The organism is Pseudomonas sp., from assembly GCF_033723075.1.
Classification (GTDB): domain Bacteria; phylum Pseudomonadota; class Gammaproteobacteria; order Pseudomonadales; family Pseudomonadaceae; genus Aquipseudomonas.
Genome location: NZ_JAWVXU010000007.1, coordinates 165,637 through 188,991, shown reverse-complemented (window position 1 = coordinate 188,991; position 23,355 = coordinate 165,637). Strand labels below are relative to the sequence as shown.

General features: G+C 63.6%; 18 protein-coding genes and 1 pseudogene. 8 read left to right on the top strand and 11 right to left on the bottom strand.

From position 1 onward, the window contains the following. The first annotated feature begins 1 nt into the window (after nt 1). The 3 genes from R3355_RS10815 (at nt 2) to R3355_RS10805 (ending at nt 5,323) form a co-directional block, all read left to right on the top strand. Entirely contained in the window at nt 2–1,417 is a 1,416-nt protein-coding gene (locus R3355_RS10815) for a DNA polymerase Y family protein (RefSeq protein ID WP_318961192.1), read from the top strand. Next, nucleotides 1,414–4,491, top strand: a complete 3,078-nt coding sequence (locus tag R3355_RS10810) for an error-prone DNA polymerase (RefSeq protein ID WP_318961191.1) — start codon at nt 1,414–1,416, stop codon at nt 4,489–4,491. Before R3355_RS10815 ends, R3355_RS10810 begins: the two co-directional genes overlap by 4 nt. A gap of 427 nt (nt 4,492–4,918) precedes the next feature. After that, on the top strand, nt 4,919–5,323 hold the full coding sequence (locus tag R3355_RS10805; protein WP_318961190.1) for a TraR/DksA family transcriptional regulator: 405 nt from the start codon (nt 4,919–4,921) through the stop codon (nt 5,321–5,323). A gap of 60 nt (nt 5,324–5,383) precedes the next feature. On the opposite strand, the gene R3355_RS10800 is transcribed toward R3355_RS10805, so the two are convergent. The 7 genes from R3355_RS10800 to R3355_RS10770 all read right to left on the bottom strand — a co-directional run bounded on the left by R3355_RS10800 (nt 5,384) and on the right by R3355_RS10770 (nt 12,601). Then, nucleotides 5,384–5,707, bottom strand: coding sequence for an HU family DNA-binding protein (locus R3355_RS10800; RefSeq protein WP_315852823.1), 324 nt, complete (start codon nt 5,705–5,707; stop codon nt 5,384–5,386). A gap of 204 nt (nt 5,708–5,911) precedes the next feature. Further along, on the bottom strand, nt 5,912–6,904 hold the full coding sequence (locus R3355_RS10795) for a D-2-hydroxyacid dehydrogenase family protein (protein WP_318961189.1): 993 nt from the start codon (nt 6,902–6,904) through the stop codon (nt 5,912–5,914). A 60-nt stretch (nt 6,905–6,964) separates the two neighbouring features. Continuing rightward, nucleotides 6,965–8,476 (bottom strand): tripartite tricarboxylate transporter permease, encoded by a 1,512-nt coding sequence (locus tag R3355_RS10790; protein ID WP_318961188.1) that lies wholly within the window; start codon nt 8,474–8,476, stop codon nt 6,965–6,967. 3 nt (nt 8,477–8,479) lie between these two features. Continuing rightward, entirely contained in the window at nt 8,480–8,938 is a 459-nt protein-coding gene (locus R3355_RS10785) for a tripartite tricarboxylate transporter TctB family protein (protein ID WP_318961187.1), read from the bottom strand. A gap of 50 nt (nt 8,939–8,988) precedes the next feature. Further along, nucleotides 8,989–9,927 carry a Bug family tripartite tricarboxylate transporter substrate binding protein gene (locus tag R3355_RS10780; RefSeq protein WP_318961186.1) on the bottom strand — a complete coding sequence of 313 codons (939 nt, stop codon included), beginning with the start codon at nt 9,925–9,927 and terminating at the stop codon, nt 8,989–8,991. Between the two features lie 184 nt (nt 9,928–10,111). After that, nucleotides 10,112–11,437 (bottom strand): OprD family outer membrane porin, encoded by a 1,326-nt coding sequence (locus R3355_RS10775; protein ID WP_318961185.1) that lies wholly within the window; start codon nt 11,435–11,437, stop codon nt 10,112–10,114. Between the two features lie 96 nt (nt 11,438–11,533). Next, nucleotides 11,534–12,601, bottom strand: coding sequence for a 4-oxalomesaconate tautomerase (locus tag R3355_RS10770; protein WP_318949916.1), 1,068 nt, complete (start codon nt 12,599–12,601; stop codon nt 11,534–11,536). A gap of 222 nt (nt 12,602–12,823) precedes the next feature. On the opposite strand from R3355_RS10770, the gene R3355_RS10765 reads away from it, so the two are divergent. Then, nucleotides 12,824–13,744, top strand: coding sequence for a LysR family transcriptional regulator (locus R3355_RS10765; RefSeq protein ID WP_318949914.1), 921 nt, complete (start codon nt 12,824–12,826; stop codon nt 13,742–13,744). A gap of 158 nt (nt 13,745–13,902) precedes the next feature. Here the strand turns inward: R3355_RS10765 and R3355_RS10760 are convergent, their stop codons facing one another. Beyond that, nucleotides 13,903–14,916: an ATP-binding protein gene (locus tag R3355_RS10760; RefSeq protein WP_413243499.1), complete on the bottom strand. Its 1,014-nt coding sequence runs from the start codon at nt 14,914–14,916 to the stop codon at nt 13,903–13,905. 47 nt (nt 14,917–14,963) lie between these two features. Further along, nucleotides 14,964–15,716, bottom strand: coding sequence for a response regulator (locus R3355_RS10755; protein WP_318961183.1), 753 nt, complete (start codon nt 15,714–15,716; stop codon nt 14,964–14,966). A gap of 260 nt (nt 15,717–15,976) precedes the next feature. On the opposite strand from R3355_RS10755, the gene R3355_RS10750 reads away from it, so the two are divergent. The 4 genes and pseudogenes from R3355_RS10750 to R3355_RS10735 all read left to right on the top strand — a co-directional run. After that, nucleotides 15,977–17,023, top strand: coding sequence for an efflux RND transporter periplasmic adaptor subunit (locus R3355_RS10750; protein WP_318961182.1), 1,047 nt, complete (start codon nt 15,977–15,979; stop codon nt 17,021–17,023). Nucleotides 17,024–17,039: 16 nt separating this feature from the next. Further along, nucleotides 17,040–20,180 carry a multidrug efflux RND transporter permease subunit gene (locus tag R3355_RS10745; protein WP_318961181.1) on the top strand — a complete coding sequence of 1,047 codons (3,141 nt, stop codon included), beginning with the start codon at nt 17,040–17,042 and terminating at the stop codon, nt 20,178–20,180. A gap of 3 nt (nt 20,181–20,183) precedes the next feature. Next, nucleotides 20,184–21,629, top strand: a complete 1,446-nt coding sequence (locus R3355_RS10740; protein WP_318961180.1) for an efflux transporter outer membrane subunit — start codon at nt 20,184–20,186, stop codon at nt 21,627–21,629. Between the two features lie 50 nt (nt 21,630–21,679). Continuing rightward, nucleotides 21,680–21,985: pseudogene (locus R3355_RS10735) on the top strand (MFS transporter); the annotation flags it as partial. 233 nt (nt 21,986–22,218) lie between these two features. Here R3355_RS10735 and tatC read toward each other — a convergent pair. Both tatC and tatB read right to left on the bottom strand, forming a co-directional pair. Beyond that, nucleotides 22,219–23,007 (bottom strand): twin-arginine translocase subunit TatC, encoded by a 789-nt coding sequence (tatC, locus tag R3355_RS10730; protein WP_318961179.1) that lies wholly within the window; start codon nt 23,005–23,007, stop codon nt 22,219–22,221. After that, the gene (tatB, locus tag R3355_RS10725; RefSeq protein ID WP_318961178.1) at nt 23,004–23,345 is read right to left on the bottom strand and encodes a Sec-independent protein translocase protein TatB; all 342 of its coding nucleotides are present in this window, start codon (nt 23,343–23,345) and stop codon (nt 23,004–23,006) included. The genes tatC and tatB overlap by 4 nt, the downstream gene beginning before the upstream one ends. Between the last annotated feature and the right edge of the window lie 10 nt (nt 23,346–23,355).

Genomic DNA, 23,355 nt, shown 5'->3' with positions numbered 1-23,355 from the left:
CATGCGCTGGGCTTGTGTATTGCTGCCGCAACTGGCACTGGATGGCGTGCTGCGTCGTTGCAGCGATCCCGACGCACCGCTGGCGCTGGTCACCGGCACGGCGCAGCGCCGGGTGCTGCAAACGGTCAACCCGGCGGCACGTGCGCTCGGCCTGCGCGCCGGGCAATCGCTGACCGCGGCCCATGCGCTGACCCACGACTTCACCCTGGTCGAGTACGCCCCCGAGGAGATCGAACGCTGGCAGCGGTTCCTCGCGGCCTGGGGCTATCGTTTCAGTTCCCAGGTCAGCCTGGGCTACCCGCGCACCCTGCTGCTGGAAATCGGATCCAGTCTGGCGCTGTTCGGCCCCTGGCCCCGTTTCGAGGCGCGCCTGCGCGAGGAATTGACAGCCTTGGGTTTTCGCCACCGCATCGTCGCCGCGCCGAATCCGCTGGCCGCACGGATCCTGGCCAACGCCCATGACGGTCTGGCCATCGCCAACGACGAGGACATGCGCGAAACGCTGGGCAGGATGCCCGTCGAACGCATTGGCCTCGCCCGCGAGGTGGCCACGGCCTTTGCCCGTATGGGCCTGCGCACCCTGAGTCAGGTGCTGGCGCTACCGCGCGACACCTTGGCGCGGCGCTTCCCGGCTCAGGTGCAACAGCATCTGGACATCTTGCTCGGCGAGCGTGCGCTGGCCCTGGACTGTTACGTGCCGCCGGACCGGTTCGATGGGCGCATCGAGCTGAACTTCGAGGTCGAGTCGCATCAGCCATTGCTGTTCCCGTTGCGCCGACTGACCGCCGACCTGGCCGCCTTTCTTGGCGGACGCGACAGCGGCGTGCAGCGCTTTGCCCTGCACCTGCAGCATGCGGATGCCGCGGACAGCATCATCCAGGTCGGCCTGCTGAGTGCCGAGCGCGACCCGGCCATGCTCTTCGAGCTGGCGCGCGGTCGCCTGGAACAGCTGCAGGTGGTCGCGCCGGTACGTGGGATGCGCCTGCTGGCGCGCGACCTGCCGGCCTTCATACCGGAACACCGCGAGCTGTTCGACGAGCGCCCCCAGCAATCGCTGCCCTGGGAGCAACTGCGCGAGCGGTTGCGCGCCCGCCTGGGCGACGAGGCGGTGCAGGGCCTCGTCGCCCAGGCCGACCATCGTCCCGAGCACGCCTGGCAGGCGGCCGGCGATGGCAAGCCAGGACCTATCCTGCAAGGCCCGCCACGCCCGGGCTGGTTGTTGCGCCGACCCATGCCGCTGCGCGAATCTGCTGCGCGCATCCTGGCTGGCCCCGAACGCATCGAATCCGGCTGGTGGGACGGTGGCGACGTGCGCCGCGACTACTACCTGATCGAAACCCGCTCCGGGCAACGTGCCTGGGCCTATCGTCCTATCGGCGAAAGCGGGCCGTTGATGTTGCAGGGCTGGTTCGCATGAACAGTGATTACGCCGAGCTGCACTGCCTGTCCAACTTCAGCTTCCAGCGTGGCGCCTCCAGCGCTCGCGAGCTGTTCGAGCGGGCCAAGCGCCACGGTTACCGGGCCTTGGCGATCACCGACGAGTGCACCCTGGCCGGTATCGTGCGTGCCTGGCAGGCCGCCAAGATCTGCGAGCTGCCGCTGATCGTCGGCAGCGAGATGCGTATCGAAGACGGCCCAAGGCTGGTGCTGCTGGTCGAGAACCTCGCCGGTTATCAGCGCCTGTGCCGGCTCATTACCCTGGCGCGGAGGCGCGCGGCGAAGGGTGAATACCGTCTGCTGCGCGAGGATTTCAGCGCGCCGCTGGAGGGGTTGCTGGCGTTATGGATCGCCGACGAGACGCCTGATCCGGTACCAGGACAGTGGCTGCACAGCCTTTTCGGCGAGCGCCTGTGGCTGGCGGTGGAACTGCACCATGGCGCGGACGATGCGCAGCGCCTGACACGCCTGCAGGCGCTGGCCGCCGCGCTGGGCATACCGATGGTGGCAAGCGGCGATGTGCACATGCATGCCCGGGGCCGCCGCGCCCTGCAGGACTGCATGACCGCCATCCGTCACCACTGCACGGTGGCCGACGCCGGTCAGCGGCTGTTCGCCAATGGCGAACGGCATTTGCGTTCGCGTCAGGCGCTGGCCGAACTCTACCCGCCGGAGCTGCTGGCCGAGACGCTGCGTATCGCCGTGCGCTGCACCTTCGACCTCGGCCAGTTGCGTTACCAGTACCCCCGCGAGCTGGTGCCTGAAGGCCATACGCCGACCACCTGGCTGCGCGAGCTGACCGAGCAGGGCATGCGTTGGCGTTGGCCCAAGGGCATACCGGCGAAGTGCCGCGAACAGGCTGAAATGGAGTTGGGGCTGATCGCCGAGCTGGGGTATGAGAGCTATTTCCTCACTGTGCACGATATCGTCCAGTTCGCCCGCACCCAGAGCATTCTCTGCCAGGGTCGCGGCTCGGCGGCCAACTCGACGGTGTGCTACGTCCTGGGCATCACCGAAATCGACCCGGGGCGCATGAACATGCTGTTCGAGCGTTTCCTCTCCAAGGAGCGCAACGAGCCGCCGGATATCGATGTGGACTTCGAGCACGAACGGCGCGAGGAAGTGCTGCAGTACGTATTCCGGCGCTATGGCCGGGGCAGGGCGGCGCTTACCGCAGTCGCCAGCACCTATCACGGCGCCGGCGCGGTGCGCGATATCGCCAAGGCCCTCGGCCTGCCGCCGGACCAGATCAATGCTCTGGCTGATTGTTGTGGCCGCTGGAGTGATAAGGCGCCGCCGCTCGAGCGGCTACGTGAAGCCGGCTTCGATCCGGACAGCCCGGTATTGCGCCGGGTACTGGCGCTGACCGGCGAGCTTATCGGCTTTCCCCGCCACCTCTCGCAGCACCCGGGCGGCTTCGTCATCTCCGAGCAACCGCTGGATACCCTGGTGCCGGTGGAGAACGCGGCCATGGCCGAGCGCACCATCATCCAGTGGGACAAGGACGACCTCGACCTGGTCGGTCTGCTCAAGGTCGACATCCTCGCCCTCGGCATGCTCAGTGCGTTGCGGCGCAGCTTCGACCTGATCGAGCGTCATCGTGGTCAGCGCTGGACCCTGGCAACCCTGCCTGCGGAAGACCCCGCCACCTACGCAATGATCAGCCGCGCCGACACCATCGGCGTGTTCCAGATCGAATCGCGCGCGCAGATGGCGATGCTGCCGCGCCTGCGGCCGCAGACTTTCTACGACCTGGTGATTCAGGTCGCCATCGTCCGCCCCGGGCCGATCCAGGGGGACATGGTTCATCCCTACCTGCGCCGCCGTAACGGCGAGGAGGCGGTCGTCTATCCCTCCGCGGAACTCGAGGTCGTATTCAAGCGCACCCTAGGGGTTCCGCTGTTCCAGGAGCAGGTCATGCAGCTGGCGATAGTCGCCGCCGACTACACGCCGGGCGAGGCCGATGAGTTGCGGCGCTCCATGGCTGCCTGGAAGCGCCACGGCGGCCTGGAACCGCATCGCCAGCGGCTGACCGAACGCATGCTCGCAAAGGGTTACACGGCGGACTTCACCGCGCGCATCTTCGAGCAGATCAAGGGCTTTGGCAGCTATGGTTTTCCGGAGTCCCACGCGGCCAGCTTCGCCTTGCTGACCTATGCCAGTTGCTGGCTGAAATGCCACGAGCCGGCCATCTACGCCTGCGCGCTGATCAACAGTTGGCCGATGGGCTTCTACAGCCCCGACCAGGTGCTACAGGACGCGCGCCGTCACGACATCGAAGTGCGCCCGCTGGACGTTGGCCACAGCGAGTGGGATTGCTCGCTGGAGCCAGACGAGGAGGGGACCTTGGCCATTCGTCTGGGCCTGCGCCTGGTGCGCGGGTTCCGCGAAGAGGATGCTCGGCGCATCGAAGACTCCCGGCGTGAGCGGCCCTTCGCCGATGTCGCCGACCTCTGCTACCGCGCCGTGCTCGATGCCCGGGCGCGTGAGCTGTTGGCCGATTGCGGTGCCTTGCTCGGCCTGGCCGGGCATCGCCACAGCGCCCGCTGGGCGGTGGCCGGCGTCGAGGTGCAGCCGCCGTTGTTCGCCAACCTGCCGGCGCGGGAGGAGGCCCGGGTGGCGCTACCATTGCCGACGGTGGGCGAGGATCTGCATACCGATTACGCCACCGTCGGTACCACCCTGGGTCCGCATCCACTGGCCATGCTGCGCTGTCAGCTCAAGGCCCAACGCTGCCGCAGCTCGCGCGATCTGCTCACCGTCGAGCATGGGCGCACGATCAGCGTGGCCGGCCTGGTGACCGGTCGGCAGCGGCCGCAGACCGCCAGCGGGGTGATCTTCGTCACCCTGGAGGACGAGTACGGCATGGTCAATGTGGTGGTTTGGCACGACCTCGCCGAGCGTCAGCGGCGGGTATTGGTCGGCTCGCAATTGTTACGAGTGGATGGCCACCTGGAGTCCAAGGACGGCGTGCGTCATCTGATTGCGGGGCGTCTGAGCGACCTGACGCCGCTGTTGGTTGGACTGGATGTGCGGAGTCGGGATTTTCAGTGACGCCGGGGGATGGATTGGCAGGTGGGCAAAGGCTGCTTCTATTAAGGGCCGCCAGAAAGCGAAGTCGTCATGTCCGAACTAGTGTTAGCCACCCTCTGACTCAGCAAGGTCAGTGGGGGGAGGGCAATGGCATCAGCTATGCGCCGCACGCTTGAACGCCTCGTCCGCCCAGGTGAATTACCAGGGTTTCGATGTTGGAGAGCACCGCCGCAATACCGGTCGGCCTGCGGAAGATGGGTTCTATTTCGCTATCAATCTGGCTTGGGGACGGATAAAGGGCGGCAGCCGTGGCTGGGTGAAGAGCCATTCTGGCTGGCTCCGATGACGATCAATGTTGGATAATTGGCCCATTAGGCGCTGGAGCGGCGAGATGAGCATGGGCTCAGCTATCCAGAAAGCGGATCAGATGGGGAAGAGGATGCATGGCATGACACGAGACGAACTACTTTCGGCCCCTGAGTCCGACTACATGAACGAGGCTCAGTTGCTATTTTTCAAGGCGCTACTGCTCGCCCAGTTGGAGGAGTGCAACGAACGTGTCGAAAGCGGCAAGGCGCGTCTGGCCGAGCTGGAACGGCCGATCGATGTGGCGGATGTTGCCTCTATCGAAGAGGAGCGCATGACGCTGCTGCACATGATCGATCGCGACCGCAGGACGCTTCCTGCATTCCAGCAAGCCTTGGCGCGGGTCGACGATGGCAGTTATGGCTGGTGTGACGAGACCGGCGAACCGATCGGCCTGCAGCGGCTGTTGCTGAGTCCCACCACGGCCTTGTCCGTCGAGGCCAAGCAACGCCGAGAGTTGCTGGAGCGGCACATGAGTCAGGCCTGAGTGGCGTGCGTATATGCAAAAAGGGCCTGAATCAGGCCCTTTCGTCGTTCTGCGACGGGCTCAGTTCACCGCATCTTTCAGCGTCTTGCCGGCTTTGAAGCCGGGCAGCTTGGCTGCTGCGATCTTGATCGTGGCGCCGGTTTGCGGGTTGCGTCCATCGCGTGCAGCGCGTGCCTTCACCGCGAAGGTGCCGAAACCCACGAGGCTGACGCTTTCGCCATTTTGCAGGGCAGAAGAGATGGCGCCGGTGATGGCATCCAGGGCGCGGCCAGCAGTGGCCTTGGGCAGGTCAGTCGATGCAGCGATGGCTTCAATCAGTTCAGCTTTGTTCATGGGCGGTTCCTTCTGACGTTCTGAAAGGAGCGGATTATAGCCAAGCTTTATTCAGTGGTCTGGTGAATATCCAATACAGCCCAGACTTCCAGCCCTTGCTGCCGCACGGCGTTCTCGGCTTCGAGCCAAGCGGCAGTGCCGACCATCCCCACCCATCGGAGCCAATGGCGACAAAAACAGGGTGTTCTGTCGGTCTCACGTCCGCAGCTTTGGCTTGATGTTTCCCGCCACACCCCTATTCAGAAGGTCCGCCCGCTACTTCGTGACCGGATCGGGCAGTCGCTGTTGCGCTGTCGCCGGCTTGACCAGCTGACAAGGATCACCGCGAAAGAAGGTCTGCACGTTGGCAAACGCATCGCCGAAATACAGTTCATAACTGTGCCTCTCGGTGTAGCCCAGGTGCGGGGTGCAGAGGACTCTCGGGTGATTGAGCAGCGGGTGCGCTTCGTCCAGAATCGGCTCGTCATCCAGTACATCCAGCGCCGCATAGCCGGGTCGCCCGGTGCTCAAAGCCTCGAGCAGGGCGCCTGGCGCGAGCAGTTCCGCGCGGCTGGTGTTGACCAACAGTGCGCTGGGTTTCATCTGCAGCAGATCGTCGACGTTGACCACATGCCGGGTGCTCTCGGTCAGGCGCAGATTGAGACTCAGCACATCGACTTCGCTGAAGAAGACTTGCTTGCAGCTCGCGGCTCGATGCCCGTCGCGTACCGCCGCGTCCCTCGACGCCTCGCTACCCCAGACCAGCACGGGCATCTCGAAGGCCCGGGCATAGCGCGCCAGGCGTTGGCCGATCCGCCCGTAACCCCAGATACCCAAGGTCTGGCCGTACAGGCGCTCACCGAGATTGGTTTGCCAGTGTCCCGCGTACAGACCCTGGATCGCCGGTATCAGTTGGCGCCGGGCGTTGAGAATCAGCGCCCAGGTCAACTCGGCTGGTGCAATCGGCGAACCGCGCCCCTCTAGTACGGTGACACCCTGCAGGCTGCAGGCTTCCAGGTCGATATGCACGCCCGCCTTGCCGGTTTGACTGATCAGCTTGAGCCTTGGCAGCTGGGCTAATAACTGCGCGCCGATGTTTGTCCGTTCGCGGGTCAGTACCAGGGCGTCGGCGTCGCGAAAGCGTTGCGCCAGCACGTTCGGGCTCTTTTGTACGTCGTGATAAATGCTGACCTGATGGCCGTCGAGCAGGGAGAAGCAGTCGAGCGAACGGATTACGTGCTGGTAGTCGTCGGGAATTACGATATGCATGTTGATGTCATCAAGGGCGATAGGATCGCCCTCGATGTCCTCACTGAGACAGGGAAGGGATCAGCTGGCGATTTGCAGTTTTGCGCTCTTGCGTGCGCGCACCGCACGGAAGATCGGATAGGCCACCATCAGCCCTACCAGCGCCCAGACGGCCAGGGTAATCGGGCTGCCCCAGAGGATGTCCAGCTCGCCATTGGACAGCGAAAGCGCTCGACGCAGGTTGTCTTCCATCACGCCGCCGAGAATGAAGCCCAGCAGCACTGCAGACAGCGAGTAGTCCAGCTTGCGCAGGATGTAGCCGCACACTCCGATGCCGATCATCAGGAACAGATCGAAGGTGGTCGAATGCACCGCATACACGCCAATCGAGGTGATGATGGCAATTGCCGGTACCAGCGCCCAGGTCGGCACTGCGAGGATGCGGGTGAAGATGCGCACCATCGGCACGTTCATCACCAGCAGCATGACGTTGGCGACGAACAACGAGGCGATCAGGCCCCAGACCACTTCGGGCTGGTTCTGAAACAGCATCGGCCCTGGCGTGATGTTGTACAGCGTCAGCGCGCCGAGCATCACCGCGGTGGTGCCGGAGCCGGGTACGCCAAGGGTCAGCATCGGCACCATGGAGCCACAAGCCGCGCCGCTGTTGGCGGTCTCCGGGGCGGCCAGGCCGCGCAGGTCACCCTTGCCGAACTGGTTGTCCTTGCTCGCCATGCGCTTCTCGGACATGTAAGCCACTGCGCTGGCCAGGGTCGCTCCGGCGCCCGGCAACACGCCCAGGACGAAACCGATCACACCACTGCGCAGGTTGGTGGCCAGTACGAAGGCACCTTCCTTGAGGTTGAACAGCATGCGTCCGGTGGTTTTAACCGCCTTGTGACCATGGTGGGTTCTTTCCAGCAGCACCAGGATTTCGCTGATGCTGAACAACCCGAGCACCAGGACGATGAACTGAATGCCGTCGGCCAAACCCAGGCTGCCGAAGGTGAAGCGATACACGCCGCTGTTGGCATCGATGCCGACACAGGACAGGGCCAGGCCGATGAACGCAGCCATGGCGGTTTTCAGCGGTTTGTTGTCGGCCATGCCGGCCAGGCAGGTAATCGCGAACACCATCAACACGAAATACTCCGCCGGCCCAAAGGCCACGGCCCATTTAGCCAGCAGGGGCGCGAACAGCACCACGCCGATAGTCGCGATGGTGCCGCCGATAAACGAGCTCCAGGCCGAAATCGACAGGGCGATACCGGCCTTGCCCTGTTGGGCCAAAGGGTAGCCATCGAGGGTGGTCATCACAGCCGAGGCTTCGCCGGGAATATTCAGCAGGATCGAGGAAATTCGTCCGCCATATTCGCAGCCCAGATAGACCGCCGCGAGCAGAATCAAGGCGGTTTCCGGCGGCAGGCCGAGGGCGAAGGCAATCGGGATCAACAGGGCGACGCCGTTGACTGGCCCTAAACCAGGCAGCAGGCCGACGATAGTGCCAATCAGGGTGCCGCAAAAAGCCGTAATCAGGTTGTAGGGTGTCAGGGCCACGCCGAAGCCGAGGCCCAGATAATGAATAGTGTCCATAGGTCAGCTCCCCAGTTTCGCGAGCATGCCGAGTGGCAGAGGCACATCGAGGCCATAGTCGAACAGCAGATAGAGCCCAACGGCGATCACTATGCCGCCGACAGTGCTCTGTACGCGGGTTGCGTCGTACAGATAAGCCATGGCGACCGCGAACAGCGCGCTGCTGAGGATGAAACCGAGCACCTCGAACAAAGCCGCATAGGCCAACATCGCCGCGATACAGAGCGCGATCTTGCGGATTACCTGACGATTCAGCGGCGGCTCTTCCCTGGACTCGGTCTGTTTGGCTGGCTTTAACACTTGGTAAAGCGCACCCAGTACAAGCAGTGATAACAACAGCAAGGGATAGGCACGTGGCCCCACGGGCTCGTAAGCGAAGGGGGCCTGATAGCCCCAGGCCAACGCTATCAAAGCCACACAGATCAGCAGGTTAACGCCTGCAAAAATACGATCGTGCATCATTCTGCTCCTGGCTGGGCTGCCCACAGCGGCAACCCACACCGTCGATGGATTTACTCGGCGACCAGGCCAAACTCTTCGCCCAGCTTGCGATAATCCTCAACCTGCTTTTTCACCAGGTCGTTCAACGCTTGGCCAGTGACATTCAGCGGGAGCACATCGCGATCTTGCAGGTACTGCTGGAACTCTTCCGAGCTTTGCAAGTTGGCAAAGGCCGCTTTCCACCAGTCGAGGTCTTCCTGCTTGACCTCAGGGCCCATGTAATAGCCGCGGATCAGCGGCCATTGAATGTCATAGCCTTGTTCTTTGGCGGTGGGGACGTCTGCCAGTTCGCCCGGCAGGCGTTCCTCGCTGTAGACCACCAGCGCGCGGATCTTGTTGCCGCGTTGCGCGCGGATTTCACTGGCACTGCCGGTCACCAGGTCGACGTGCTTGCCCATCAATGCCATGTAATGCTCGGAGCCACCTTCGAAGGCCGCATAGCGCAGTTCGCGGGGATCGACGCCCGCCGCCTTGGCCAGCAGGGCAATCTTGGCCCAGCCCTGGCCTCCGATGCTGCCACCGCCACCGACGGTAATGCTCTTGGGGTCTTTCTTCAGCGCCTGGATCACATCTTCGAGGCTCTTGAACGGCGAGTCCTCGCGCACTGCCAGGGTGCCGTAGTCGGTGCCGATGGTGGTGAGCCACTGAACCGCGTTTTCGTCGTAGCGACCGTACTTGCCCAGGGCCAGATTGAGCAGCGAGGCGCCGGAGAAGGCGATAAGGGTGCCGGACTCGTCACGGCGGTTGGCCGCGATGGCGTTATAGGCCACCGCACCGATGCCGCCGGGCATGTAGGTGACGCGCATCGGTGAGTCGAGCAGGTGGTGATCCTTGAGGCCGGCCTGGGCCAGCTTGCAGGTCATGTCGAAACCACCGCCGGGCTTGCTCGGGGCGATGCACTCGGGACGCGACGGCTCGCCGGCTTGAGCGTGAACGCTGCTCAGGATCAAGGCGCAGGCGAGGGGCAGGCGAGGGGCAGGAGCTTGCTGAGGGTGATTGCTTTCATGGTTGCGGTCCTGTTTTTGGATTTGTTTGCAGGAGTTGGGCGCAGTATTACCAGCACGCCACGATTGGGCTGGGAGTCAAGTGACTTCCGTCGGCTCCCAGCCAGGGCCTGATTCCAGGCGGTCTCGATCAGAAGAAGCGATAGCTGTAGTCGACGTAGAAACGGTGGTCGGTATCGTCCTCCTTCACGCCATCCAGGCGGCCGGTCTTGGCCGAGTGGTAATCGAGATAGGTGTAGCGAACCGCCAGACCCTTGATCACGGGGACCTGATAGGTCAGGTCGAAGGCGAGTTCGTTCTCGTCCGCTTCGCCGAGGGCGGCGTTGGCGCTGTTCTTCGCATCGCTGCCGTCCTTGTAGCTGACAACGGTCTTCAGGCCCTTCACATGGTCTTGCCAGTCGTAGCCGGCGGAGAGCATCCAGACTTTTTCGTCGTTGTTGCTGAAGTCGGCCAGCACCCCGCCGGTTGGGAAGGGGTTAGTACCGTGATCTCCGGCGAAGTTGTCCTCGATCCAGGCGCCGTCGAACTTCGCCACTGCGGCGCCCAGCTCCACGTTGCCCAGCTTCCAGTTGGCGGCAAGATAAATGCCTTGGCCGTCGTTGTCGCTGGTTGTCACGGCGTTGATCGCTCCCGGCACGTCCTCGTCGTCCAGTTCGGCGCTTTCGGAGCCGGTGACGAAGAGCTTGCCGTCATCGCTGGAGGTGTGGATGCCGCCGGTCAGCTTGAGGCTGGACTGATCGGCCAGTTTGAAGTTGTACGAGGCGACCAGGCCGGTCTTCTTCAGGAAGTCCTGGGCCCGCAGGTGTTCCAGGTTGATGCTGAAGGGGCCGGCCACATAGCTGGCGCCCAGGCTGTCGATGTAGTCGATGGCGCCATCGGCGGAGTTGTCGGTCTTGAATTCCTCGAAGGAACTGTCCGAGCGCGACGACCACTCGTTATAGCGCGCCCCGTACAGGCTCAGACCCTTGAGCGGCGTGAGCTGGAAACTGCCGCCCGAGAAGGTGTTCGGCACAGCGCGGCTGCCCGAGCTGGAAAGCAGCATGGACTTGTGCAACTGGCGGCCAAGTTTGGCGGTGGCCAGGTCCTGGTACTTGAGTTTGACGAAGGCCTGGGCGACCTGACCGAAGGAGTCATGCAGCTCGCCGTTGTTGTCGAGCGAAAGCACGTCGGAAGTGTTTTTGCCGCTGTTATCCAGCTTGTTGACGCTGTATCCGGAGACGCCGACGCCGATCACGTCGGCGAAGTATGGCGACTCGTAGTTGAGTTGCAGGCCAAGCGCCGATTGCGTGCGGTCGTTGCTGTCGGTTTCGAAATCGCGATCGAAGTGAATGCCGCGCGCCTTCAGTTCCAGGGAGTGACCGCTGGTGTCCAGGGCCATGGCGCTGAGCGGAAAAATCAGGCTGGCGGTAAGCGCCGCGGTCTGTCCGAGGGTGATCTTATTTTTATTGGGACGCATCGATACTCTCCGTTGCGGGTTATGACCCCGCCAAGGCTGGGTCGAGTCTGTGGTAATCAGGTCAGGCGTCAGCCGCCGCCTTTGAGTGGCTCGCGTTTATCGGCGTGTGCTGGGCACGTACACGTCACCGGTGAACAAGCGGCGCGCGGTGCGGATTAGCGAGGCGCGCATGGTTTCCGGCGAATCGTCAGCGGCCGGCTCCAGCGAGACCTCGATTTGCCCGCCGGCATGCTCGAGTCTGACCAGAGTGGCGCCGTTGACCGGCGCCAGGTCGTGGGCCACGCTTCCCGGCAGAGCACAGGCACTGGCCAGACCGATGGCGCCCGTGGCGGCCAGGGAACGGTGGCAGTTGTGCGGCATGAAGTAGCGGGTGTTGAGCGAGCCGCCGTTACGCGGCGAGGACAACAGCACCGGCTTGGGAATGACCATCTGCGACACGTCGCCAAGTCCCATAGCTCGTCCAGCCTGCAAGCGAATGCTCTCCAGACGCGCCAGCAACTCGCTGTCGGCATCCAGTTCGGCGGGGCTTTCGTAGCCGGTCTTGCCCAGCGAGGCGGCATGCATCATCACCATCGGCATGGCCATGTCGATGCAGGTCACCTCGACCCCATCGAAGCAATCGCGCACCTGCCCGGTGGGTAGCAGACGACCGGTTTTGGCCCCGGCGGCATCGAGGAATGTCAGCTTGATCGGCGCCGCACTACCGGGCACGCCATCGATGTAAGTGTCACCCTCATAACGCACCCGGCCGTTGGGCGTCAGCACTTCCGAGTCGATCAGGGTATTGGTGTTGACGTTGCGGATGCGCACCCGGGTGACCGGTGTCGCGGCATTGACCAGGCCATGCTCGATGGCGAATGGGCCGATGGCGCAGAGCATGTTGCCGCAGTTCGGTGCCGTGTCGACGCGGCGCTGGGTCACCATCACCTGAACGAACAGGTAGTCGACATCCGCATCCGGGTGGCTGGAAGTGCTGACGATCGCGACCTTGCTGGTCTGGGCACTGCCTCCGCCGATCCCGTCGATCTCCAGCTCATGACCCGAGCCCATGATTTTCAGCAGAAGCTCATCGCGTTGGGCGGGATCGCTCGGCAGGTGGTTGGCGAGGAACACAGGACCTCTGGAGGTACCGCCACGCATAAGAACGCAAGGAATGGCTTGCATGATGTCTCCGCTGCAATAAAGCTGTTGTTTGTTGCGTGAGACAAATATTGAGCGGCTAACTTTGATTTGTAAATTGCATATATCGTTGCTTTTATTGCTTTATACGCATTAATGTTGTCGCAATACCTTGCGGATCGCTGAGATCCCAGAAAATTCAAGGGCCGACTCTTATAAGTCGATAAGCAACAGGCAATAACTGCCGTGAATTGATAATGGTGACGCATGAATTACGAGCTTCAGGACCTACGCGCCTTCGTGAAAATCGCCGAGTTGGGCAGTTTTCATGAAGCGGCCACTGCCATTCACCTGTCACAACCCGCGCTGACCAGGCGTATGCAGAAGCTGGAGGAGGGGCTGGGCACCCAGTTGCTCGATAGAACCACCCGCCGCGTCAGCCTGACTGCGGTTGGGCGCGACTTTCTGCCCAAGGCGCAACGCCTGCTGGATGATTTCGAACGGTCGATCCTGGGAATTCAGGAGTTGGCCGAGCGACAGTCGGGGCAAGTGACGCTGGCCTGTATTCCCACCGCGGCCTTCTACTTCCTGCCGACGGTGATCCGCGAGTTCAATCGCCAGTACCCGAAGATCCGCATCCGCATTCTCGATTTGAGCGCTCACGAGGGGCTGGAAGCGGTGCTGCGTGGCGAAGCGGATTTCGGCATCAACATGCTCAGTGGTCAGAGCGCTGAGATCGACTTCACCCCCCTGGTCAACGAGCCCTTTGTGCTGGCCTGCCGCCGCGACCATCCACTGGCCAACCAGCCGCAAGTGGCCTGGCGCGAACTCAGTGATTACCGCCTGATCGGCGTCGGACGCCTGAGCGGCAACCGTGTGTTACTGGATCATGGCCTGGCCAATCTGGACTGGCGGCCCAGCTGGTTCTACGAGGTACAACACCTGTCGACCTCGCTGGGCATGGTCGAGGCCGGCCTCGGAGTCGCGGCGCTGCCTAGCCTGGCCATGCCGGCCGAGGATCACCCGATCCTGGTTCAGCTACCTCTGGTTGACCCGGTCATCAGCCGTACGCTCGGTCTGGTACGGCGCCACGGTTCGTCACTATCCCCAGCAGCCGAGAAGTTCGTCGACACCCTGTTACGCCAGTGGCCCGGCTATACCTCGTTGGGGGAGCGCCCAAAGGCGTGATGGTGCTGGGTTAAGTGAATAGCCCCAAGTGTCGTGAACACTTTCAAGCGGCCGAATATGGACTCCCCCTCATTGCAAGCTTCCTCAACTTTGGCGGCCGTGCCGACTGCGCGCGTATTTTCGGGCTCTGGCCTCGGCCTGCGAGGAGCTGCGAGATATCACCGCGGAACGGGCCAATGGAGAACGAATGCAGTTCCTCCGGAACCAGAAGGCCGGCAAACCGCTTGGCCACCATGAGCCTCGGTGATGGCCTTGACCACAGCCAAGCCCAGGCCGCTGCCGCCGCTGCTCCGGGATCTCGACGGGTCGCCACGGCGAAACGCCTCGAATACCTGGCCGGCGATGTCCGGCGCGATACCGGGCCCGTTGTCCTCGACGCTCACATGACAGACACCGCCCGAGACGCCGGCGTTCACGCGCAACACCCCGGGTTCGGCATATTTCAGCGCATTCTCCAGCAACGCCATGAGCGCCTGGCGAATACGAAATGCGTCGCACACGACTTGCGTTTGCTCGCCCACCTCGACCTGGAGGTTAAAGCCTCGGGTTTGCAGGCTGCTGGCGAACGCGTGAACGACAATCGAGATTTCCTGCGCCAGATTGGTTGGTGCCAGATCCAACTCCAGGTGGCCGCTTTCGTTGAGGCTTAGCACACGCAGATCCTCGATCAGTCGGCTGAGCCCCTCCACCTGGCGCAGCAACCCATCGAACATCTCGCTGGTGGGGGCGAAAACCCCTTCCACCAATCCCTGCAGGCGCCCGCGCAGAATTGTGACAGGTGTGCGCAGTTCATGGGCGACGGCAGCGTTCCAGAACTCCTGCTCACGGGTCACGCTCTGCAAACGTTCGGCCATGGTGTTGAAGTCGCGCACCAGTTGGGCCGTCTCGCCCTGCGCATGCTCATCCAGGGTTGCGCGAGCCTGCAGGTTGCCTTGCGCAACTTCGCGCAGGTTGTGAACGACGGAGTTCAAGGGGGTAAGAATGCGGCGCGAGAGCCTGATCGCCACGTAGCCAGCCATGATCAGTGAGGCGATTGTGGTGCCCAGGATCCAGGTCAACTCGACACGTGACGGCACCCAGGTTTCGGAGATGCTGCCAGGCAGGTACTTGGAGATGAGCGCATAGAAAACGTAGGTGCCGACTATTGAGAGCAGGATGATGCCCAGGGCCATCACGCTCAAGGACCGAATGATCTGCCTGCGCAACCCAGGCGACTGGCTCACGCGTCACCTCCGAAACGATATCCGACGCCCCGTACACTTGCCGGGACACTGTGAATCCCCAGACTCTCCAGTTTCTTGCGCAGCTTGCTGATGTGGCTGTCCACCGTCCGTTCCTGCGTGTCGCCCTCGGGTAAACAGGAGAAAAGCAACTCGGCACGGCTGAACACGCGCCTGGGCGAACGCATGAGGCTGGTCAGAATCTTGAACTCCGTAAGGGTCAGCTCGAGTACGCGGTGCTGGCCATCGACATCTACGCTGGCTTCATGGTTGTCCAGGTCGATCTGGAACGCGCCGACACGCAGCAGACGTGCGCCGTCGGCCCCCGTTGCCTTCACGCGCCGCAACACCGCCATAACCCGCGCGACGACCTCGGCTGGATTGAAGGGTTTGACCACATAGTCGTCTGCGCCGATGCGCAATCCCACCAATTTGTCGATGTCCTGGTCGAGTGCGGTGAGCATGATGACCGGTGTTTCACCGCGATGGCGAATCTCGCTGAGCACCTGCCAGCCGTCCATGCGTGGCATCTGCACGTCGAGTAACAGCAGATCGGGCTTGAGGCTCTGGTGTTTCGCCAGGGCGTCGTGCCCATCCACGGCGTGGACCGTGCGCAACCCGCTGCGCTCCAGATAAGCGGCCAGTATCTCGGCGATTTCAGCTTCGTCTTCGGCAATGAGGATCAGCGCTTGCGACATGGACGCCTGGTTGGATCGCATGGACGAACTCAAGTCTGCTGCGCGCAAGGTCATGGGGTTCCTCCTTTAATTTCGATCTCCACATTATCTCCACAAAACCTCGAATGAATCCCGACTGTTTCAGGAGAGACTCGCGTTTCTGAGCTTCCGACCGTTTCGCGCGGCGGTAGATCATCCAGCGAGGTAATTTAGCTATGCGTTTTCAACAAGGGCAGCGGCGCGCTGTGTGGATCGGGCTTGCAGTTCTCATTCTGGCCGGCTGCGGTCCGGCGGAGCAGATCGAGGACACCGCGCCGCTGGCTCAGGTTTCGGTAATGACGCTCGAGCCAATCGAGCTCACGGTCAACGAAGACCTGCCAGGGCGCGTCGCAGCCGTGCGCACAGCCGAGATCCGTGCGCAGATAGGTGGCATCGTGCAGCAGCGGCTGTTCGATCAGGGTGCCGAAATCAAGGCAGGAGCGGCGCTGTTCCAGATCAATCCCGCGCCGTTCAAAGCCGAGGTCGACAGCGCTGCAGCCGCGTTGCAGAGGGCCGTGGCCGCATTGGCCCGTGCGCGCATCCGGGCTGGCCGGCTCGAGCCGCTGATGCAGGCTGAAGCCGTCAGCCGTCAGGTGTATGACGACGCCACCTCTTTGCGCGATCAGGCCGCAGCCGATGTGGCGCAGGCCAAAGCGACGCTGGCACGTCGACAGCTGGATCTGCAGTTCGCCAGCGTCGAAGCACCAATCTCCGGGCGCATCGATCAGGCCCTGGTGAGTGAAGGTGCCCTGGTGTCGCCCACCGACAGCTCACCGCTGGCCAGGATCCAGCAGATCGACCAGGTGTATGTCGATGTACGCCAGTCGGCAGCGGCGCTGGAGCCGCTGCGTCAGGCTTTGGGTCATCAGGTCCAGCCATCCGGGCCGGGGCTGGCCGTGGACATCCTCAACGGCGACGGAAAGCCCTCCGGGATGAGCGGTCGCATTCTGTTCTCCGGCATCGATGTAGATGCCGGCACCGGCGATGTGCTGCTGCGCATTCTGGTCGATAACCCCCAGCGCCACCTGTTGCCGGGTATGTATGTCCAGGCGCGCATCCCGCGCGCGCATTACCCGGCGGCGCTGGCCGTGCCCCAGCAGGCCGTCATCCGCACGGGTGGGCAGGCGAGCGTGTGGGTGGTGGATGAGCACAAGCTCGCGAAGCGGGTCGCCATTGAGGTGGGGGAGCTGGTGGGTCGTCGCTACCGCATCGCATCCGGGCTCAGCGTTGGGCAGCAGGTCGTGATCGAGGGCAGCGAGCGCCTGACAGAAGACGCGCAGGTCGCTGCGCGCACCTGGCAACCCACTACCACCACCGAACGCCTGAGCGCAGCTGCGCGCTGAGGTCGGAGAACCAAGCATGCCCCAGTTTTTCATCAACCGACCGGTATTCGCCTGGGTAATTGCCCTGTTCATCGTACTGTTCGGCGTCATCGCCATTCCACAGTTGCCGATTGCCCGTTACCCCTCGGTGGCGCCGCCTTCGGTGAGCCTCTACGCCACCTATCCGGGTGCCACCCCGCAGACCCTCAACGACTCGGTGGTGAGCCTGGTCGAGCGCGAGCTGTCGGGGGTCAAGCACCTGCTGTATTTCGAGTCCTCGGTCGACACCTCGGGGACGGCCCAGATCACCGCTACCTTCAAGCCTGGTACCGATCCCGATCTGGCCCAGGTCGACGTGCAGAACCGCATCAAGGCAGTCGAATCACGCCTGCCGCAGGCTGTACGGCAGAACGGCCTGCAGGTGGAGTCCGCCGCGTCCGGCTTCCTGATGATGGTCGGCATGACCTCGCCCAACGGCCAGCATGACGAGGTGGCCCTGAACGACTACCTGTCGCGCAATATCGTTCAGGAACTGCGCCGTATCGAAGGCGTTGGCCGTGTGCAGCTGTTCGGTGCCGAACAGGCGATGCGCATCTGGGTCGATCCGGCCAAGCTCACCGGCTATGGCCTGAGCATGAACGAACTGGCCCAGGCCATCGAGCAGCAGAACGCGCAGATTGCACCGGGCCGTGTCGGCGACGAGCCGGCGTTGCCGGGCCAGCGCCTGACCGTGCCGCTGACCGTCGAAGGGCAACTGTCGACGCCGGAACAGTTCGCGGCCATTGTGTTGCGCGCCGCTGCCGATGGCTCGAAGGTGGTGGTCGGTGACGTGGCGCGGGTCGAGCTGGGCGCGCAGTCCTATGCCTTCTCCAACCGCGAGAACGGCGTGGCGGCGACCAGTGCCGCCATCCAGCTCTCGCCCGGTGCCAACGCGGTGCGCACCGCCCAGGCCGTGCGTGATCGACTGGCCGAACTGGCTCCCAGTATGCCGACGGGCATGGCGTACTCGGTCCCGTTCGACACCGCGCCGTTCGTCAAGGTCTCTATCGAAAAGGTGATTTACACCCTGCTCGAAGCCATGGTGCTGGTATTTCTGGTGATGTACCTGTTCCTGCAGAACATGCGCTACACCCTGATCCCGGCCATCGTCGCCCCCATCGCGCTGCTGGGTACTTTCGCGGTGATGCTGCTGGCCGGGTTCTCGATCAATTCGTTGACCATGTTCGGTATGGTGCTGGCAATCGGCATCATCGTCGACGACGCCATCGTGGTGGTGGAGAACGTCGAACGGCTGATGGCGACCCAGGGGCTTTCGCCTCGGGAAGCCACGTCCAGGGCGATGAAGGAAATCACCGGCGCGGTGATCGGCATCACCCTGGTGCTTACGGCCGTATTCATTCCCATGGCCTTCGGCAGCGGTTCGGTCGGTGTGATCTATCAGCAGTTCACCCTGTCGATGGCCGTCTCGATCCTGCTCTCGGCCTTCCTGGCGCTGACCCTGACGCCTGCGCTGTGCGCCACGCTGCTGCGCCCGGTCAGCCCCGACCACCATGACAAGCGCGGCTTCTTCGGTGCATTCAATCGTATCTTCGAGCGCCTGACCGGCGCTTATGCCGCGCGGGTGGCGCGTCTGGTCGGGCGCAGCGGGCGGATGATGGCGATCTTCGCGGTGATCTGCGTTGTGCTGGCATTCGCAACTGCACAACTGCCGTCGTCGTTTCTGCCCGAAGAGGATCAGGGCTACTTCATGACCTCCATCCAGTTGCCGACCGGTGCCACCAGCGAGCGTACGCTCGATGTGGTCAAGGCCTTCGAGGCGCATGTGGCGTCCCGCCCGGCGCTTGACGCGAACCTGGTGGTCCAGGGGTTCAGCTTCTCGGGGTCTGGGCCCAATGCGGCCATGGCCTTCACCATGCTCAAGGACTGGGATCAGCGCAACGGTGCAACGGCGAGCGAGGAGACGGCGCTGGCCCAGCAAGCCATGGCCGACACGGTCGAGGGTACGGTGATGACCATGATGCCGCCGGCTATCGACGAGCTGGGAACCTCTTCCGGCTTTACCCTGTTCCTGCAAGACCGTGCCAGTCGCGGCGAAGCCGCACTGCTGGCGGCGCAGGCGCAGCTGCTGGAGTTGGCCGCGCAGAGCAAGGTCGTCAGCGCTGTCTATCCCGATGGCCTGCCGCCCGGAGAAAGCATCCGCCTGGAGATCGATCGGCAGAAAACCGAGGCCATGGGCCTGTCTTTTGCCGCAGTCAGCAGCACGCTGTCGGCGGCCATGGGATCGCTCTACGTCAATGACTTTCCCAATGCCGGGCGCATGCAGCAGGTCATCCTGCAGGCCGATGCACCGGCGCGCATGCAGCTCGACGATGTGCTCGGCCTGCGTGTGCGCAACGCCGCCGGAGGCATGGTACCGCTGCGCGAGGTGGTGACCCCGGTATGGACCGAATCGCCCCAGCAGATGATGCGCTTTCAGGGCTTTCCGGCGGTGCGTATCGCCGGTGGTGCCGCGCCGGGTGTTTCCAGTGGCGCTGCGATGGCGGAGATGGAGCGGCTGATGGCGCAGTTGCCGCAAGGCTTCGCCGTGGCCTGGACCGGACAGTCGCTGCAGGAACGTCAGTCGGCGGCGCAGGCCCCGCTGCTGATGCTGCTGTCCGCGCTGGTGGTATTCCTGGTTCTGGCGGCCCTGTACGAAAGCTGGTCGATTCCGCTGTCGGTTATGCTGGTGGTGCCGCTGGGGCTGCTCGGCGCCGTAGCGGCCGTCATGCTGCGCGGCCTGCCCAATGATGTGTTCTTCAAGGTCGGCATGATCACCATCATCGGCCTGTCGGCGAAGAACGCCATCCTGATCGTGGAGTTCGCCCGTCAGCTGCATGCCGAGGGCAAGACCCTGATCGATGCTGCCGTGACGGCCGCGCGGCTGCGCCTGCGCCCGATCCTGATGACCTCGCTGGCCTTCACCCTCGGCGTGGTGCCGCTGATGCTCGCCTCGGGCGCCAGTGCAGAAACGCAGCATGCCATCGGCACCGGCGTGTTCGGCGGCATGCTCAGCGGCACGCTGCTGGCAGTGTTCTTCGTGCCGGTGTTCTTCGTGTTCGTGATCGGTACTCAGGAACGCCTCGAAGCATGGCGTGCGAAACGCTCGAATGGCACCTCGCCCAAGACCCAGGAAAATTGAAAGATGCGACTGTTCGTCCCTTTGTTCCTGATCGGGTGCCTGACCGCCTGCTCGCTGACACCCTCGCTGCAACGCCCGGTACCACCCGTGCCGTCGAGCTTCCCGATGCAGGCCATCCCGGCAGCGGCGGGTGAGCCGATAGCGCCCGTCAGTGAACTGGGCTGGCGCACGATGTTCGGCGATCCACGTTTGCAGCAACTGATAGCGCTTGCCTTGCAGAACAACCGCGACCTGCGTCTGGCCACGCTGAATGTGCAAGCGGCTCAGGCGATGTCGCGTATCCAGCAGGCTGGACGCCTGCCGTCGGTGGCGCTCGACGCGACGCAGACTCGGGAGCGAGCCTTGGCGACGGACTCCGCCGCTCGATCGAGCCGCGAGGTGAGCCAGCAGGTGGGGCTGAATGTCGGCGTCAGCGCCTTCGAGCTGGACCTGTTCGGGCGCGTGCGTGCGCTTTCCGATGCGGCGCTGGCACGCTACCTCGCCAGCGAGCATGGCCGTGAGGCTGCGCAGATAGCACTGGTCGGTGCTGTAGCCGAGGCCTATTTCGCGCAGCAGCTGGCCGATGAACAACGGCAACTGGCCGAACGGACGCTGACGGACTGGCGCCAATCCCTGGCGCTGGCTCGCCTGCTCAAGCAGGCCGAGCAGAACAGCGATCTGGATGTGGCTCAAGCCGAGGGCCAGGTGGCGCTTGCAGAGGCCGACCTGCAAGCTCGCCGACGAGCACAGGCACAGGCCGGCAATGCGTTGCAGTTGCTGGTCGGGGATGACCTGCCCGGCGACCTGCCGCCAGCGCTGCCGCTGGAACGGCAGCCCGTCGTCGCTCGTCTGCCGGCAGGGTTGCCGGCGGATCTGCTGCTGACGCGCCCCGATCTTCGGCAAGCCGAGCAGATGCTGATCGCGGCAAATGCCGATATCGGTGCTGCGCGCGCAGCGTTCTTCCCGCAGATTTCGCTCACGGCATCGTTCGGCTATGCCAGCACATCGCTGGGCGGGCTGTTCGACCCTTCTGGGCAGGTCTGGCGCTTCGCACCACAGATTTCCCAGCCGCTGTTCCAGGGCGGGCGCCTGCGCGCCGAGCAGCGACTGGCCGAGGTGCGCAAGTTCGAGGCGATTGCCCAGTACGAACGCGCCATCCAGACGGCTTTCCGTGAGGTGGCAGATGCCTTGGCGGGAACGGCCACGTACGACCGTCAGATCGAGGCGCAGTTGCGTGCGGTGAGTACGGCGGAGCGCCGCCTGGCGCTTTCCAGCCTGCGTTATCAGGCCGGATTCGACGGCCGGCTGGAGCTACTGGATGCCCAGCGCCAGCTGTACGCCGCCCGGCAGGCGCTGCTGGAGCTGAGACGCGAAGACATCGTCAACACGGTGGCGCTGTACAAAGCGCTCGGTGGTGGCCTGCAGGCCCGAAGCGCCGGGGCGATTGCCGCCGTCGGCACGCCTGACTAGAACCGCCAGCGGCGCCACGAACCGCACACGATCATTGAGTCCTCATGCCCATGCTTCTCGTTGTTCCGCGGCGCTGGCTGATTCTGCTTGCCGTCATGCTGGCTTTCCTGCCGGTGGTGATCGGCATGACCATCCTGCACATCGCCGTGCCATCGCTGACCCTGGCCGCCCGCGTCGGTAACCGGCGCATTCTGCTTACGGGGTTGATCGTATTCGGTTTCGCCTCGCTGCTGGCGGCCTTCGCGCCGACCCCCGCGATGCTGATCGGCGCTCGGGTTCTGCTCGCCCTGGGTGGTTCCATGATCGTGCCCTGCGTGCTGGGCATCATCCGCCGAACCTTCGAGGACGAAGGCGAAATACTTGAGGCGTCTACCACGCGAGCATAGGACCACGTCCGCGCCAGACCTCTCCCGTGCTAATGGCCTGTCATGAACACAGCCAAAACAGCGTCTGCATCTCCGTCATTAGGTCCTTCGGCACCTTCTGGTGCACAGGACGATGTGCCATCTCGATCAGGTGAAATTGAATCCAGTGTTCGGGTCGGTCAGGTTGAGATGGCAAGGACGGGCTCTGCCAGCTCGTCTCACTGTTATGGCTCGGGCGGCTGATCTTCAGATTCCGGCTCAGTGGCCTCGCGCGGCTGCGCGTCGCGCTTCTTGACCAGACTGCCGAAGAACACTCCAGCCTCGAACAACAACCACATCGGCACGGCCAGCAGGGTCTGCGAGAACACGTCCGGTGGCGTCAGCACCATGCCCACGGCGAAGCAGCCGACGATCACGTAGGGCCGGCTCTTGCGCAGGGTGGCGACATCGACCATGCCGACCCAGATCAGTAGGAAGGTCGCCACCGGGATCTCGAAGGCCACGCCGAAGGCGAAGAACAGGGTGAGGACGAAGTCCAGGTACTGGCCGATGTCGGTCATCATCGCCACGCCTTCCGGGGTCACGCTGGCGAAGAAGCCGAACATGATTGGAAAGACCACGAAGTAGGCGAAGGCCATGCCGCCGTAGAACAGCAGGATGCTGGAGATCAGCAGCGGCACGGCGATGCGCTTCTCGTGCTTGTACAGGCCCGGTGCAATGAAGCCCCAGACTTGATGCAGGATGATCGGCATCGAGAGAAACAGGGCGACCATCAGGGTCAGCTTGAACGGGGTGAGGAAGGGCGAGGCGACGCCGGTGGCTATCATGGTTGCGCCTTCCGGCAGGTAGGCGCGCAGGGGCGCGGCGACCAGCGCGTAGATCTCCTGGGAGAAGTAGAACAGCCCGGCAAACAGCAGGAGAACGGCACCCACAATGCGCAGCAGGCGCGTGCGCAGTTCGGTCAGGTGTGAGACCAGGGGCATTTCCTGGGCGCTGTCCGGCAGTCGGTTCATGGTTGCGCGGTCTTGTCCTGGCTGGTTGTTCCCGCTGCAATGGGCGTGGCTTCGGCGCTGTTTCCGGTGTCCGAGGTCGGCCTGGGCGCGAGGATGTCCTGCTTCATCGCCTTCATCTCGCGCTCCAGGTCGAGGATCTGCTCGTTATGCAGCTGGCGGCGGATCTCGTCGGCACCGATCTCGCGTTCGACCTCGGCCTTGATCGCGCTGAAGCTGCGCTTGAGCCGGCCGATCCACAACCCGGCGGTGCGCACGGCACCGGGTAGGCGCTCGGGGCCGAGCACCAGCAGGGCAACGATGCCGACCAGCAGCAGTTCTGCAAAGCCAATATCGAACATGGCGCCGGGC